Annotated in this window: 18 protein-coding genes; 4 read left to right on the forward strand and 14 right to left on the reverse strand. The window is 29.9% G+C overall.

Going from position 1 to position 15,018, the window contains the following annotated elements; translation table 11 throughout:
* Window positions 1–5 precede the first annotated feature (5 nt).
* Together ung and L8X33_RS03465 are read left to right on the forward strand one after the other, a co-directional pair.
* A complete protein-coding gene (gene ung, locus L8X33_RS03460) occupies window positions 6–695 on the forward strand; it encodes a uracil-DNA glycosylase (protein ID WP_263669973.1) in 690 nt (229 codons plus the stop codon).
* A gap of 49 nt (window positions 696–744) precedes the next feature.
* Window positions 745–999: a zf-TFIIB domain-containing protein gene (locus tag L8X33_RS03465; protein WP_133319172.1), complete on the forward strand. Its 255-nt coding sequence runs from the start codon at window positions 745–747 to the stop codon at window positions 997–999.
* 20 nt (window positions 1,000–1,019) lie between these two features.
* On the opposite strand, the gene L8X33_RS03470 is transcribed toward L8X33_RS03465, so the two are convergent.
* Window positions 1,020–1,856, reverse strand: a complete 837-nt coding sequence (locus tag L8X33_RS03470) for an ATP-binding protein (RefSeq protein ID WP_133319171.1) — start codon at window positions 1,854–1,856, stop codon at window positions 1,020–1,022.
* A 66-nt stretch (window positions 1,857–1,922) separates the two neighbouring features.
* On the reverse strand, window positions 1,923–2,804 hold the full coding sequence (locus L8X33_RS03475; RefSeq protein WP_133319170.1) for a helix-turn-helix domain-containing protein: 882 nt from the start codon (window positions 2,802–2,804) through the stop codon (window positions 1,923–1,925).
* A gap of 109 nt (window positions 2,805–2,913) precedes the next feature.
* On the opposite strand from L8X33_RS03475, the gene L8X33_RS03480 reads away from it, so the two are divergent.
* Window positions 2,914–3,453 (forward strand): superoxide dismutase family protein, encoded by a 540-nt coding sequence (locus L8X33_RS03480; RefSeq protein WP_133319169.1) that lies wholly within the window; start codon window positions 2,914–2,916, stop codon window positions 3,451–3,453.
* A 28-nt stretch (window positions 3,454–3,481) separates the two neighbouring features.
* On the opposite strand, the gene L8X33_RS03485 is transcribed toward L8X33_RS03480, so the two are convergent.
* Genes L8X33_RS03485 through L8X33_RS03540 form a run of 12 tightly spaced genes read right to left on the reverse strand, consistent with a single transcriptional unit; the run spans window position 3,482 to window position 13,483 of the window.
* A complete protein-coding gene (locus tag L8X33_RS03485) occupies window positions 3,482–4,003 on the reverse strand; it encodes a flagellar FLiS export co-chaperone (protein WP_263669974.1) in 522 nt (173 codons plus the stop codon).
* Between the two features lie 42 nt (window positions 4,004–4,045).
* Window positions 4,046–4,636: a hypothetical protein gene (locus tag L8X33_RS03490; RefSeq protein ID WP_263662669.1), complete on the reverse strand. Its 591-nt coding sequence runs from the start codon at window positions 4,634–4,636 to the stop codon at window positions 4,046–4,048.
* A 1-nt stretch (window position 4,637) separates the two neighbouring features.
* Entirely contained in the window at window positions 4,638–5,465 is an 828-nt protein-coding gene (locus L8X33_RS03495; protein WP_133319166.1) for an MlaD family protein, read from the reverse strand.
* A complete protein-coding gene (locus L8X33_RS03500) occupies window positions 5,465–6,187 on the reverse strand; it encodes an ABC transporter ATP-binding protein (RefSeq protein WP_263661850.1) in 723 nt (240 codons plus the stop codon). Before L8X33_RS03500 ends, L8X33_RS03495 begins: the two co-directional genes overlap by 1 nt.
* Entirely contained in the window at window positions 6,184–7,284 is a 1,101-nt protein-coding gene (locus L8X33_RS03505) for an MlaE family lipid ABC transporter permease subunit (protein ID WP_393921358.1), read from the reverse strand. Before L8X33_RS03505 ends, L8X33_RS03500 begins: the two co-directional genes overlap by 4 nt.
* 1 nt (window position 7,285) lies before the next feature.
* Entirely contained in the window at window positions 7,286–9,190 is a 1,905-nt protein-coding gene (gene tkt / locus L8X33_RS03510; protein WP_263669976.1) for a transketolase, read from the reverse strand.
* 3 nt (window positions 9,191–9,193) lie between these two features.
* Window positions 9,194–10,039: a polyprenyl synthetase family protein gene (locus L8X33_RS03515; protein WP_220567046.1), complete on the reverse strand. Its 846-nt coding sequence runs from the start codon at window positions 10,037–10,039 to the stop codon at window positions 9,194–9,196.
* A complete protein-coding gene (locus L8X33_RS03520; protein ID WP_220567026.1) occupies window positions 10,039–11,118 on the reverse strand; it encodes a PDZ domain-containing protein in 1,080 nt (359 codons plus the stop codon). The genes L8X33_RS03515 and L8X33_RS03520 overlap by 1 nt, the downstream gene beginning before the upstream one ends.
* The gene (locus L8X33_RS03525; RefSeq protein WP_039667857.1) at window positions 11,115–11,420 is read right to left on the reverse strand and encodes a YbaB/EbfC family nucleoid-associated protein; all 306 of its coding nucleotides are present in this window, start codon (window positions 11,418–11,420) and stop codon (window positions 11,115–11,117) included. Before L8X33_RS03525 ends, L8X33_RS03520 begins: the two co-directional genes overlap by 4 nt.
* Window positions 11,421–12,704 carry a UDP-N-acetylmuramoyl-L-alanyl-D-glutamate--2,6-diaminopimelate ligase gene (locus tag L8X33_RS03530; protein WP_263669978.1) on the reverse strand — a complete coding sequence of 428 codons (1,284 nt, stop codon included), beginning with the start codon at window positions 12,702–12,704 and terminating at the stop codon, window positions 11,421–11,423.
* Window positions 12,688–13,227: a histidine kinase gene (locus tag L8X33_RS03535; protein ID WP_133319159.1), complete on the reverse strand. Its 540-nt coding sequence runs from the start codon at window positions 13,225–13,227 to the stop codon at window positions 12,688–12,690. Before L8X33_RS03535 ends, L8X33_RS03530 begins: the two co-directional genes overlap by 17 nt.
* Window positions 13,214–13,483 (reverse strand): iron-sulfur cluster biogenesis protein NfuA, encoded by a 270-nt coding sequence (locus L8X33_RS03540; RefSeq protein ID WP_039619526.1) that lies wholly within the window; start codon window positions 13,481–13,483, stop codon window positions 13,214–13,216. Before L8X33_RS03540 ends, L8X33_RS03535 begins: the two co-directional genes overlap by 14 nt.
* A gap of 122 nt (window positions 13,484–13,605) precedes the next feature.
* Between L8X33_RS03540 and L8X33_RS03545 the strand changes: the two genes are divergently transcribed.
* A complete protein-coding gene (locus L8X33_RS03545) occupies window positions 13,606–14,847 on the forward strand; it encodes a multidrug effflux MFS transporter (protein WP_263660366.1) in 1,242 nt (413 codons plus the stop codon).
* Window positions 14,848–15,018: the final 171 nt, after the last annotated feature.

Here is a 15,018-nt window from a genome sequence, read left to right on the forward strand (position 1 = left end):
TAAAAATGGAAATTTGCTTAGAAAAAATTAAAATAGATAACGCTTGGAAAGAATTTTTAAAAGAAGAGTTTTTAAAGCCTTATTTTTTAGAAATAAAAACTCATTATATCAATGCTTTAAATGAAAGAAAAACTATATATCCACCCGCGAATTTAATCTTTAATGCTTTTAATCTAACCCCTTTACAAGATTTAAAAATCATACTTTTAGGACAAGATCCTTACCACAACCCTCATCAAGCCATGGGTTTGAGCTTTAGCGTGCCAATGGGTGTTAAAATTCCCCCATCTTTGCTTAATATCTATAAAGAATTGCAAGATGATTTAAACATTCCTATAGCAAAACATGGTGATTTAAGTAAATGGGCTAAACAAGGAATTTTACTTTTAAATTCTATTTTAAGTGTAGAAGCAAATAAACCTGCCTCACATGCATATTTTGGTTGGCAAAAATTTACCGATGCGGTTATATCAAAACTTAGCAATGAAAAAGAAGGATTGATATTTTTACTTTGGGGAAATTATGCTAAAAATAAAAAAAATTTAATCAACCCTCAAAAACACTTTATCCTAGAAGCAGCACATCCTTCGCCTTTAGCGAGAAATGCTTTTTTAGGTTGCAAGCATTTTTCAAAAAGTAATGAAATTTTATCAAAACTTGGTAAAAGTCTTATTGATTGGAATTTAAACCCTTAATTTACTTAAAACTTATATACTTTCAAAAATTTTCAAAAAAAGGAATACAATGACTTGTCCAGTTTGTGTAAATACTGACTTATTGATGAGCGAAAGAAATGGAGTTGAAATTGATTATTGTCCAAAATGCCGTGGTGTTTGGCTTGATCGTGGTGAGCTTGATAAAATCATAGAAAGAAATTCTTCTCAAAGTACGCAACAACCTCAACAACAAAATTATAACCAACAAGCAAACTACCATCATAATAACGGCTATAAATACAAGAAAAAAGAAAGTTGGCTTGGGGAATTATTTGACTTTTAAGCCCAAAGGCTTAAAAGTTTTTATATTTTTACTTTAATTAAAGTATTTTCTGCCATTTTTGGCACCCATAAATACTCACCATCAAAAAACATATCTGCAGGACCTTTTATAGAAGCCAAATCAAGTTTTATTTCTTTATTATCTTTTAGAGTATAAATATATCCTTGAAGATTTTTACCCCAACTTGACACTAAAAGATTTTTATTTTTATCATATACAATGCCATCAAATTGTTCTATTTTTTTGCTTAATTCTTGAATTTTCTTTGAATTTAAATCAATACTAATGATTTTCCCACCCGCTTTATCACTTGGATCATAACCTGCTACAAATAAAGTATTTTTATCTATTAACAATCCATTTGGGCCACCATATTTTGAATCTAAATGGATAAAGTTTTCATATTTTTTATCCTTTAAAAATACTTTGTGGATATATCCTGTACCTGTGTCACTAACTAATAATGTGTCATTATTTAACACAGCAATATCATTTAAAAATACCGCATTTTTTATAGGAAGTTTGAAAATTTCTTTTTTATTTTTTATATCAAAGCCATATAAAATATCAATATCAACCACATATAAAACATCACCTATTTTAGACATACCTTTTGGAGCATTAAGACCTTTTATAAATTCTAATTCCAAAATTTTTCCATCTTTATCTAATTTTGAAATAAAACCATCATTGTCTTTATTTAATGGAGTTAGCTCTTTTCCTACATTAGATACATAAACTGCATTTTTATCTACATATACACTTTCAGGATGTGCAAAACCTTTAAATTCTTGAACCTCTAAAGCATTTGCACTGCAAAATGCAAATAAGGCCAAAGTTAAAATACTTTTTTTCATAATTGTTACCTTTCTTAAATTTTATTAACAAATTCTAATAAAAAACCAAAATAAAATCTATCATTTTTAAGATAAAAAATATAAGTTTTTTGACTTTTGTTCTTGTTTTGGGGTAATGCCATATCTTTTTTTATATCTTGCTATAAACCAAGCAGGAGAATTAAATCCAAGTTCATAACAAATTTGAGTGATATTTTTTGTAGAAAATTCAAGTAAAAATTTAGCTCTTTCAAAACGCTTGTTATCAAGCCATTCTTTAGGAGTAATACCAAAACTTTGTTTAAAATTACGACTAAAACTTGCTATATCCATTTTACTAAATTTGGCCATAGAAGCTACACTTTCAAAGTCATTTTGACAATATGCAAACATCTTATAAAGCTCTAATTTAAAACCACTTAAAATGGCTTTTAAAAAAGCTAAAAACTCTGCATTATCTTCACTATATAATAAAGACAAAAATAATTCTTCAAATTTTAATCTAAGCAGATATTCATTTTTCTCATTAAATTCATTTATACAAGGTAAGAAAGACTCGAAAATACCTTTAGTTATCAGATTAGTTTTTAAACTAAATAAACTTTTAGCATATTTTGGAGAATCTAATTTACAAATTAATTCTTGATATTTAAAAATAAGTTCTATTAAAATACTTTCCTTAAAACACAAAATAATAGATTCATATATATTTTCATCATTTAAATAATCTCTAATGGAAAAAGAATTTTTTGTAAAAAACACAAGCTCATCTTTTTTTACATTAAACTGATTATCCATAGTATAAATACTTTTAGAACCTTTTAAAATAAATACTAAAGCATAATCTTTAAATACAACTTCTTGATTTTTATCATTTGAAAAATCTTTTTGATACCAACATAAAGAAAAAAAAGTATTTTTCAAAACATTTTGACTGATTTTTTCAAGATCTTTTGGAAAAATTAACATATATACCTTTTTATAAGTTTTTTGATTATTTATATAATACAATAAAAAATATTTTTTATTAAGAATTTATGTTACAATATAATTAATTTCAATTAAAAAAGGAGAAAAAATGAAAAAAATCATTCTAGGTTCTTTACTAGCATCAAGCTTTTTATTTGGAGCAAATTTAGAAAATTTTAATCCAAAAGCACAAAAAGATCATTTAGTTATCAAAATGGAAATTCTTGATAAAAAAGCTAATAAAGATGCAGGCGAAGTTGTAGCAGTACAAACTCCTTATGGGGTAGCATTTTATCCAAATCTTAAAGGTTTAGAAAGTGGAATTCATGGCTTTCATGTTCATGCAAATGCTGATTGTGGAGCAACTGATAAAGGTTTAGGTATGAAAGCGGGTGGACACTGGGATCCTGAAAAAACAGATGCTCACTCAAGCCCATGGGATGATAAAGGTCACAAAGGGGATTTACCACCACTTTATGTAGAAAAAGATGGTAAAGCAACTAACCCTGTATTAGCACCAAAAATCAAAACTCTTGATGAGCTTAAAAATCATGCTCTAATGATACATTTTGGAGGAGACAATCACAGCGATCATCCTGCAGCACTTGGCGGTGGCGGTGCTAGAATGGCATGTGGTGTTATAAAATAAAAATCTAAAGGCTTTTTAGCCTTTAGTGTTATTTAAAAAGCTTAGTAAAATCAAAATCACCCATAAAATCATGGCTTGATCCGCCAAAACTTTGACTAGGACTATAAGTAGCAATAGCCACTGCAAGCTCACTGAGCATAGAAGCTATTTCTTCTCTTTTATCGACTATATAAGCTTTCATACCTTCATAATCACTAGTTTCTAAAATTTTTAAAGGATTATAAATTTCAAAAGCAAATGCCTTTGAACCAACATTTACATTATAATTATTATCAAATAAAGCATTACCTAAAAATGAGCAATTATCTACTATTTTCAAACTTTCACTAGCAATTAAAACTTTATCTTGCACATCTTCATAGTTTTTATCTTCTAGAAGTTTTGAAATTTTTTTCAATGAGGAATCTAAAATTTGCAAAGCACCTATAAAGTCATTAGCATCAGTAATATCTTCACTAAATTTTTGCGTTTGATGTTTTAAATTTGCACCATCTATACTTGAACCTACTTGTCCTAAATATTTTTGTAAGATTTCTAATTCATCTCTCATAATACACCTTCCTTGTTATTGCTATAACAAGAAAAGCATTTTTTATTCCAAATTTTGATCTACCCAAACTCTAAAATCTTTAGCAAAAAGCAAAAAAACCTCATCATAGTTTTGGATTAAAATTTGAGGATTATTATCATTTAATTCTTTTTCATAGTAAAAGTACTTACTCGCTATAAGTTTTTTAGTGTTTATTTGCACTAAATTTAAATTAATACCAAACTTTATTTTAGAATGCAACTCATCACTAAAATCTTGCTCTAAAATATCCACTTTACTTTCTAAAACATAATCAGCACTAGCTAGACTATCTTGATTTAAAACTGCTTTAAATACCCCCAAATCTTGCAAATGAAATTCCAAAAAAGATTTTATCATTAAAGTAGGATTTTCTTTCCAAAAATGATAGGCATAGGTATTGATAGTATAATCTTTTTTATAAAAAATTTCATTAGTATAAGCTAAACCTTTAGGTAAGGAAACTATAATAGTTGCATTTTTTTTATTTTGACTTTGCTCTAGCTTTTCTAAATTAATACTAAAATATTTATTTGCAGGCAAAGTTTGACTTGGATTAATCAAAGAGCAAGCACTAAAAAAAATAGCTATTAAACTAATATATAAATATCTCATTTTATTCTCCTGGAGCATATTGAGTAGCCTTATCTTTATAAATTATATCTGAAGGATTTTGCTTTAAAATATTTAGTAATTGCGTAAAATCTAAAAACAAAACTCTTAAAATATCCAAATTTTCATTTAAGAGCATTCTACTTTTATTAAGCTCATTAAGTTGGCCATTAGCATTGTTTAAAAAATTTGAAAATTCATCTGCACTTTTGCCAAGTTTAGAGCTTGTTTTATTTAAATTTGCTAAGAATGCTGGTACATTAGCATTTAAATGTGCAGAAAATTCTGATGAATTTTGCAAAATTTGCTCTATGTTTTTTAAATTTTTATCACTTAAGAGTTTTTCTAATTTTATTTTTGAACTTGTGATTAGTTCTAATAAATTTGAAGTTTGCTTATCTATGCTTGCAAAAAAACTTTCTTTTGATTTTATAATAGGATAAACATCATCACCTGCTCTCAAAACACTAGCTTCCTCACTACCTCCTGCAAGCTGAATAAATTTAAATCCTGTTATGCCTTGAATTTGCAAACTTGCATAAGTATCTGTTTTAACAACCAAACTAGAATCAAGCTTAACTAAAATTTTTACTCTTAGTTGCTTACTTGAGCTATCTATACTGATATTTTCAACACTTCCAACATCTACTCCTAAAAATTTAACTGGAGCTTTTACACTAAGTCCTGCAACTGATTCTTCCATATAAATTTCATAATATTTAAATGATTTTTCATCTTTTAAATTTCCATACCACACTATAAAAAACAAACTGATAAAAAATAACACACAAACAAAAATTCCAATCAAAATATAATTTGCTTTGTTTTCCATTATCGCATAAACCTCTCATAAAGTCTTGGATTTTGCTCTTGCAAAGCCTCGACATTTCCCAAAAAACCAACTTTTTTTTCTTCTATAATCAAAAAGCGGTTTAAAACATTTTTCATACTCTCTTTATCATGAGTAATTAAGACTACACATAATTTAAAGCTTTGTTTTAAACTCAAAAGTAACTCATCAAATTCTCTTGAGCTATAAGGATCAAGCCCAGAAGTTGGCTCATCTAAAAAAAGTAATTTAGAATCAAGTGCCAAAGCTCTAGCTATGGCCACTCTTTTTTTCATACCCCCACTTAACTCACTAGGATAAAGCTTTGCCACGCTCTCATCAAGCCCTACCATTTTAAGCTTCATCATAGCTATTTCTTTAATGTCGTTTTTACTAAGTTTTGTGTATTCAACCAAAGGTATGCTAATGTTTTCAAGTATATTAAAAAAGCTAAATAATGCTCCATATTGAAAAACAACACCCCATTGTTTTTGCAAAAACAAAGCATCTTCATCGCTTATATTTTTTAATCTCTTACCTAAAATTTCATACTCTCCCTTATCAAAATGCTCAAGCATTAACATTTGTCTTAAAAGCACAGATTTACCACTACCACTACCACCTAAAATGCCAAAAATTTCATTATCTTGCACTTCAAAACTAATATCTTCATGCACACATTTACTTCCAAAATAAGTGCTGATATTTTTAGCCTTTATAATCAAAATCCAGCCTTTGTCAAAAATACAGAGAAAATCGCATCAAAAGCTATTACCCAAAAAATAGCATTTACCACACTTTTTGTCGTATAAACACCTATGCTTTCGGTAGTTTTTTGTACAAAAAATCCTCTAAAACAAGCAATAGAAGCAATCAAAAATCCAAAAATAGGTGCTTTTATAAGTCCTATGATAATATGTTTTAACTCCACTGCTTCTTTAAAACGACTCATAAACTCACTCGCACTAATTTCTAAACTAAACCAAGCAACTACAATTCCACCTATAATACTTAAAATATCAGCTACTATTACCACTAAAGGCATAGCAAGTGCTAAAGCCAAAACTCTAGGTAAAATGATAAATTCACTTTCTTTAAAACCCATAGTTTTCATCGCATCAATTTCATCAGTAAGTTTCATTACTCCAATTTGAGCTGTATAAGAACTTGCACTCCTGCCTGCAATAACAATAGCACTAATTAATGGTGCAAGCTCTCTAGTGGCAGAAATTCCCATTAAATCAACAATATAAATATTAGCTCCAAATTGTGCAAGTTGATACGCAGCTTGATAAGCAAGCACCACACCCACAAGCAATGAAGTTAGCATAATAATAGGTAAAGCATTAATAGCACTATTTTCTACATGATATAAAAATGCCTTAAAGCGAAGTTTTTTAGGGTTTAAAAGTGTTTTAAAACAAGTATAAATAATAAGTCCTATGAAATTTAAAAACTGCACTAAAATTGTAAAAGAATTTGCAACTTTCTTTCCTAAATTTTCAAAAAAATCTTTGATTGTTTTTTTATCTTCATAAGAATCACAAAAGCTTTTGTAGTGTTTTTGACAAAGTTCAAAAAGCTTAGCATGCTCACTTTTAAGATTTATCCTACTAAGCTCAAAACCTTTTTGCTTAAATTCATTTTCTAAAGCTAGAAAATACCTAATTCCGGCAGTATCTATAAAATCTAAATTTGCAAAATCAAAAATAATATTTTTTTGAGTAGGAAAATCTAATTTTTCCAATTTTCCTACGCTTGTTTTATCCCATATACCAAAGACGCTAAAAATGCATTCTTGATTTTTAACATCTTTGATTATTTTATTTTTCATTACATAGACTTAAAATATATGAGCTTAATTTCTCCTCACTAAATCCAAAATGCTCAAATACATCTTTATCTTTACCACTCTCACCAAAACTTTCTATACCATAAAGCTCATCACAAATTCTATAAAGCTCGTTTGAATTTGCAGCTTCAACACCTATAACCTTACCTTGTAAAATTCTTTCTTTATAAGATTTTTCTTGAGCGATGAATAACTCATAACAAGGCATAGAAACCACATTAGCAATCACACCTTTTTCTTTTAAAATCTTAGCTGTTTTTACACACAATGACACTTCACTACCACTTGCTAAAAGTGTAAATTGCGCATTTGCGTTTTCTTCTAATAAATAAGCCCCATTTTCCACATCTCCAAAAACAGGCTCGCTTAAAGCACTTAATTTTTGACGCGATAAAACAAAAACACTTGGCATATTAGTTTTAAGTGCAATCTGCCATGCTTTTACATTTTCAACCCCATCAGCTACTCTAAATGTCAATGAATTTGGCATAGCTCTAAAAGTGCTAAGCTGCTCTATAGGTTGGTGTGTTGGTCCATCTTCACCCACACCTATACTATCGTGAGTAAAGATGAAAAAGTGTTTAGCCCTCATCAAAGCTGCTATTCTTGCAGCAGGTTTTAAATACTCACTAAATATAAAAAAGGTAGCACAATAAGGCAAAAACAAACCATATCTAGCAAAAGCATTTGATATAGCAGCCATTGCATGCTCTCTTATACCATAGTGGATATTTTTTCCATTTGGAAAATCGCCCATATCTTTGAGTTCAGTTTTATTTGATGGACCTAAATCTGCACTACCACCTAAAAATCCCGGTAAGGCTTTAGCAATAGCATTCAAAATCACACCATTACTATCTCTAGTAGCTAAATCTTGTCCTTTAAAATCAGGAAATTGTATTTTTGAAAAATCAGGCTCTAAAAGCTCTTTTAGCAATGCTTGCTTCTCTGCATTTAAATTTTGCACTTTTTGATTCCATTTAGCTTGTGCTAAATCCCCAAGTTCTATTGCCCCGCTAAAGCGAATTTTAACTTCTTCTGGGATTTCAAAAGTTTTTTGTGGATCAAAACCTAAAGCCTCTTTTGCCTTTTTTATAAGCTCTTCACCCAAAGGTGCTCCGTGAGAATGATGACTTCCCTCAAGATCTAAAGCTCCTTTAGCTATGGTAGTATGAGCGATAATTAAACAAGGCTTTTTGCTTTCTTTAGCAGTTTTTAATGCTAAATCAATTTGCTCAAAATCATGCCCATCTATCTCAAGTACTTCAAAATTTTGCGCTCTAAAACGCTCTTTTACATTTTCATTAAAAGCAATGGCCACATCACCTTCAATTGAAATATTATTGCTATCATAAATGATGATTAAATTATCAAGATTATGCACACCTGCTAAAGAACAAGCCTCATAAGAAATTCCTTCTTGTAAATCTCCATCACCGCATAAACAATATACTTTATGATTGATAATCTCTTCGCCCAAAAGCAAACTTGCTTTTTTGGCTGCCATAGCAAAACCAACCGCATTTGCAATGCCTTGTCCTAAAGGTCCTGTGGCGATTTCAACACCTGGAGTGAAAATTTCAGGATGACCTGGGGTTTTAGAGTGTAATTGACGGAAATTTTTTAAATCTTCTAAACTTACATCATAACCGCTCAAATGTAAAAAGCTATAAAGCAAAGCACTAGCATGACCACCTGAAAAGACTAATCTATCGCGGTTTAACCATGTAGGATCTTTTGGATTATGCACTAAATGAGTACTTAAAACACTTATAATATCTGCTAAACCCATTGGAGCACCTGGGTGGCCTGAATTTGCTTTTTGCACCATATCCGCACATAAAAATCTTATAGTGTTGGCTTGTTTTTGTAACATTGTTTAACCTTTTAAATATTTATCAATCAAAATTTGAAGCTCATTAGCAAGCTTAGAGTCTAAATTTTTCATTTTTTCTTCACATAAAGCAATTTTATCATCTTTTGCCTTTTTAGCACCTTCTAAACCTAAAAGTTTAACAAAAGAATTTTTATGCAAATCATTATGAGTTGGCTTTCCTGCTTCTTGAGTATCTAAAGTCGCATCGATAATGTCATCTTTAATTTGAAAAACCAATCCTATCAAAAGCCCTATTTCATAAATTTGCTCGCATTCTTTTTCATCTAACTCACAAATTTCACAACCCATTTTTAAAGCCGCTGCAATCAATCTTGCAGTTTTATGAATGTGCAAAAACTCAACTTGCTCTAAATTTAAAGGCATATCTTCAAAATAACAATCAATAGCTTGCCCAATAATCATACCGCCAAGCCCTGCATTAAAGGCTAGAGTTTCTATGAGTTTTAATCTAACATTTTCTTTTAAATCAAGCTTAGAAAGAAGTAAAAAAGCTTGAGTATTTAAAGCATCGCCCACTAAAATAGCCGTAGTTTCATCATATTTTTTGTGTAAAGTTTGCTTTCCTCTACGCAAAGAAGCATCATCCATAGCGGGTAAATCATCATGTATTAAAGAGTAAGTGTGGATAAATTCCAAAGCCAAAGCTGCATTTAAAGCCTTTTCAAACAAAGCAGGATTTTTAGCATTAACTATACCCAAAAGCAGTTGGGCTCTAAAATGCTTCCCACCAGCTTCTAACATCCATTTTAAAGCTTCATTAAAAAATGGATGAAAGCTTTGAGTTTTAGGAAAATTTTGCTCTAAATGCTGTTTGAATTTTTCTAAAATCACTTATTTAGCCTTATAAAAAAGTCAAAGTATCCTTTATTAAAATGCTCAAAGTCATTATTTTTCGCTGAAGGGATATTGCTTGCTTGTCTTGAGACTAGAATATCAAAAGTATTAGCTTGAGCTAAAACAGCTTGAAGTTCATTAAAATTGTTGATTTTTTGATTATTAATTCTTAAAATTTTATCCCCTTTTAAAAATCCAGCCATTTGCGCTTTAGAATTTGGAGTAACTTCTGTAATATTCATTTTCATATCTACGCGCAATCCTAGATTGCTATAAAAAGAACTTGGCTTAGCTTGAACCACTTTTTTAGGCTTAGCAAATGCACCCAAGTCTTTATCAAAAACCATAGTGGAGATATTAACATCTTTATTATCTCTTAATACATTAAAGTATAAAGTTGCACCGCGATCAGCAAATAAAATTTTTTCATTTAGTTTTCTTAAATCATCATAAGCTTGTCCATCAACACTCACAAGCTCATCATTAAGTAAAAATTGTCCATTTTTACGCACATTTTTAACATAAATTTTGCCATCACGCATATCAAAATCCACACCTATATCACCCCAATAAGCATCAGGATATTTTGCAAAGTGTTTTAAATAACGATTACCTATAAGTTTGCCATCTTCTAAACTTATACCAAGCATTTTACAACACGGCGAGTTAAGCTCTCCGATTTTAGAAGCAAAGTCAAGTTGATCACGCTCTGTCAAACTTTGCCCAAAATACTTCAAATGTCCTATATAGCTTTTATTGCTATCTAAAATTCCCACCCAACTATTGCGTGTTAAATCTTCTTCATTTCCCATAGGTGCAGGAATTAAACTAAAATCTGTTTTTACTAAATACAAATTTAAAAAGGGATCATATTTAGTATAGCTGTTTAATTTCGCGTTTTTAGTTTTAACTACTGCTAAAGTATTTTCATTTAAAGCAAAAGCAGGTAAGCCCTCATAAATCAACATACTAGCTTTATTTTTTTCATAACAACCCAAAAAATCATTAAAAGTCGGTCTTGGCACAGCAAAAAGTGTGCAAACTACACCCAAAATACAAAGTAAAATTCTCATAGCATTCCCATTCCGCTAAATAAATTACTAGCCATTGATTTTTTATTTTGTTCTACCATTTTCATCACATCATTAATCGCTGCTATTAGTAAAATTTGCATAGACTCTTTATCTTCTAACAAAGAATCATCAATGTTTATATCGATGATTTCACCTTTTCCGTTAGCACTAACTTTTACTAAACCACCACCACTTTTTGCACTAAATTCTTTTTTTAAAGCTTCTTGCTCTAATTCATTTGCTTTTTCTTGAGCCTTAGTTAAAAGCTCGCCCATTTTAGAAAAATCCATATTTTCAAACATTTATTTTCCTTCTTTTAATATCTCTAATACTACTTCTTTATCATTAAAAGGATATTTTACACCCTTGATTTCTTGATAAGTCTCATCGCCCTTACCCAAAATCACTACAAAATCATCTTTTGTTTTAAGCTCTAATGCTTTTTTGATCGCTTCTTTTCTATCACATTCTACAAAAACACTCTCATCTTTTTCTATACCATTTAAAATATCATTAATTATATCCATTGGCTCTTCTGAACGCGGATTATCACTTGTGATGATGAGTTTTTTAGCATAGTGTTTGGCAACTTTAGCCATTAACGGACGCTTAGTTTTATCTCTATCTCCCCCTGCTCCAAAAACTACAATCAAATCACGATATTTTAAAGCATCTAAAACTTTTTCTATGCCATCGGGCGTATGAGCAAAATCTACAATCACATCTTTTGCAACCACTTGCATTCTACCCTCAATGCCGCCAAAATTACTAATGGCCTTTTCAAGCTCTTTTAAATTTGGCTTAACAAGTTCATTTACACAAGCGCTTGCAGCCAAAAGATTATAAAGATTAAAAAGCCCCACCAAAGAAGAATCAATCATAAAAGTTTCTTTACCAAAATTTACCACAGCTTCAATGCCATTTTTTAAAGCATAAGCTTTAATGTGGTAATAACTTGGATTTTCCACTCCATAAGTAAAAGCACCTTTGACATTAAAATTTATAGCTTTTGCATCTTTGTTGATAAATTTCATACACTCATCGGTAAAAAAACTTTCTTTTGCCGCTTGATAGTTTTGAAAGTTTCCATGAAAATCTAAATGATCTTGAGTGATATTAGTAAAAATTTTAGCCTTAAACTCAAGCCCTTCAATGCGATTTTGCACCAAAGCATGCGAGCTTACTTCCATAATCAAAAATTCACATTTTTCCTTACTTGCTAAAGATAAAAGCTCTAAGGTTTGTAAAATAGGAGCAGTAGTTAAGCCTTTTGGAGTGATATTTTTATCATTTATAAAACTACCCCTAGTTCCCATTAAAGCACATTTATAACCTAAATCAAGCAAGATAGAGTAAATAGCCCCCGCAGTAGTTGTCTTGCCATTTGTGCCTGTAATGCCTATGATTTTAATACTTTCATCTATATTTAAAAGCTTCTTGCATTCGCCAATGCCAATAACTTTTGCTTGTTTTTCTAAAGCTTGATGAAGAAATTTTTCATTTTGAGTAGTTTTTAAGAAAAAACAATCTTTTTCGCATTCATTAGAATTATCACAAATGAAAGTATTTTCAATCTTTACTATCATAATTTAATTCCTTGATTTTCTCACTAAGCTTAATAAATCTATAATTAGAATAAAAATGCGCTGAAACATCTTCCATATAAGCTACGAGCATATCTTTATAACCATGTTCTAAAAGCTTTTCTAAAAAATCCACAAAATCTTCTTTATCGTTAATAATAAGTTTATTAGATATTATAACATTTTCTAAAGCTTGTTTAAACCCAACTTTTGCTTCGCTAAGTAAAAAATCTTGATAACTCAAGCCCTCAAAATCTTCGCTATCTTCTTCAAACTGCACACTTTGGCTAAGATTAATGAGTTTTTCTAAGTCTTTATCTACTTTAGTATTTTTATAATTTTGCATAAAAAATTCAAAAAAAACAAAAGCTTCTTCAGGGCTTTTTAAAGCCAAATCACAAATATTAATAAAAGTTAAAAGTCTTTTATTTTTACGCTTTTCATAAGCAAGAGAAAAATACATCTTAGCATTTTTAAAATCTTTTTTGTAAAAACATTCTATGGCTATTTTTTTATAATTTTGCAAATTCGCTTTCCCCACCTGCTAAATTTACTATAGTAATATCTGGATGTATATCGATTTTAAGTTGTTTTTCCAAGCCATATTTCAAAGTCGTTCCACTAGCTGGGCAGCCATGACAAGCTCCGGTTAGTTTCACATAAACTACACCATTTTTCACACCCAAAAAATCAAGCCCTCCGCCATCATTTTCTAAAATATGCATAGTTTTAGCTAGACTGGCTTTTACAGGTTCGATTAATTCCTCATCACTAAAAGGCATATTCATAATTTTTCCTTGATTATTTTTAGTTTAATTTTATCTTATTTGCCTTTAAAAAATGTAAATTATTGTTTATTTTAGACTTTTTGCTATACAATGGTAAAAAGACTTTAGGAAATTTTATGCAAAAACACACCCAAATAAAAGGTTTTGAAAAACTCAAACTCATTATCATACTAGGCTTTTTATCTGCCATAGCACCACTTTCAACTGATATGTATTTACCTGCTTTAAATGAAGTAGAAAAAAGCTTTCAAACAAATTCTTTTTACACTCAACTTTCTCTTGCAAGTTTTTTCATCGCCTTTTCTTTAGGTCAGCTTTTATATGGACCATTAAGTGATGTATATGGCAGAAAAAAACCTTTATACATAGGACTTTTTATTTTTATTTCTTCAAGTATTGCTTGTGTTTTAGTTGATTCCATTCATGCTTTTATAGCTTTGCGTTTTTTTGAAGCTTTAGGAGGTTGCGTGGGTGTAGTCGTAGCAAGAGCTATAGTAAATGATGTTTTTGAGCTTAAAGAAGCAACAGGAGTTTATGCTTTAATGATGGTTTTTACTTCTTTAGCCCCTATGCTTTCTCCTACTTTTGGTGGAATTTTACTTGAATTTTTTTCTTGGCGTAGTATATTTTTAACATTGTTTATCTTAGGCTTTATTTTATTTTTGCTTGTTATTTTTGTTCTAAAAGAAAGCAATCACAACACCAAAGGAAAAAAATTCAATCACAAAGAGGTTACAAAAAGTTACAAAAAAGTTTTAAAAGATCGCCGTTTTGTAGTATATTTGCTTTGTGGAAATTTAATATTTGCAGGTTTTTTTGCTTATTTAACCGGCTCATCTTTTGTTTTTACACGCGTTTTTGGATTAAGCGAGCAACAATACGCAGCCCTTTTTGGAGCTCATGCTCTAAGCTTTGTTATATGTGCAAATATCAATGCAAGATTAGTCCTTAGATTTTCTCCTTATTATATACTCCCTAGAGCGCTTATGGTGATTACTTTTTTAACTTTTTTACTCATTTTGGGTGCAACTTTTGAGCTAGGTTTTTGGGCTTTTGAAATTCCTTTGTGTTTTATCATAGCAAGTTTGGGTTTTATCCTGCCAAATACCACAACCTTAGCTATGGCAAGATCAAAACAAAATGCAGGCAGTGCTTCAGCACTCTTAGGTGCAGCACAATTTGCTATGGCAGGAGTAATGGCATTTTTAGTAAGTCTTTTAAATGCTAATACACCTATATTTTTATCACTTATTTTAGGAACTTGCACATTTTTATCTTTGATTTCTTATCTAAGTTTGATTAATAAAAGAAAGTTAAATAAAATCAAAAAGAAGTTAAGCGTGATTTCTCACGCTTAATTAAGCAATATTTTTGAAAAGATTCATTGACTATATCGAACCTTTTTCAAAAAACTTTATATCAATAAACAATATTTATATTTTTCTTGATAATTTTAGTGTTTTTGATCATAATAGCAAAACAAAATATTTTAAATTTGCAATGATCAAAACTATTAATAGATGATTAGC

The sequence above is a fragment of the Campylobacter sp. CNRCH_2014_2849 genome (assembly GCF_025772845.1).
GTDB classification, from domain to species: domain Bacteria; phylum Campylobacterota; class Campylobacteria; order Campylobacterales; family Campylobacteraceae; genus Campylobacter_D; species Campylobacter_D lari_D.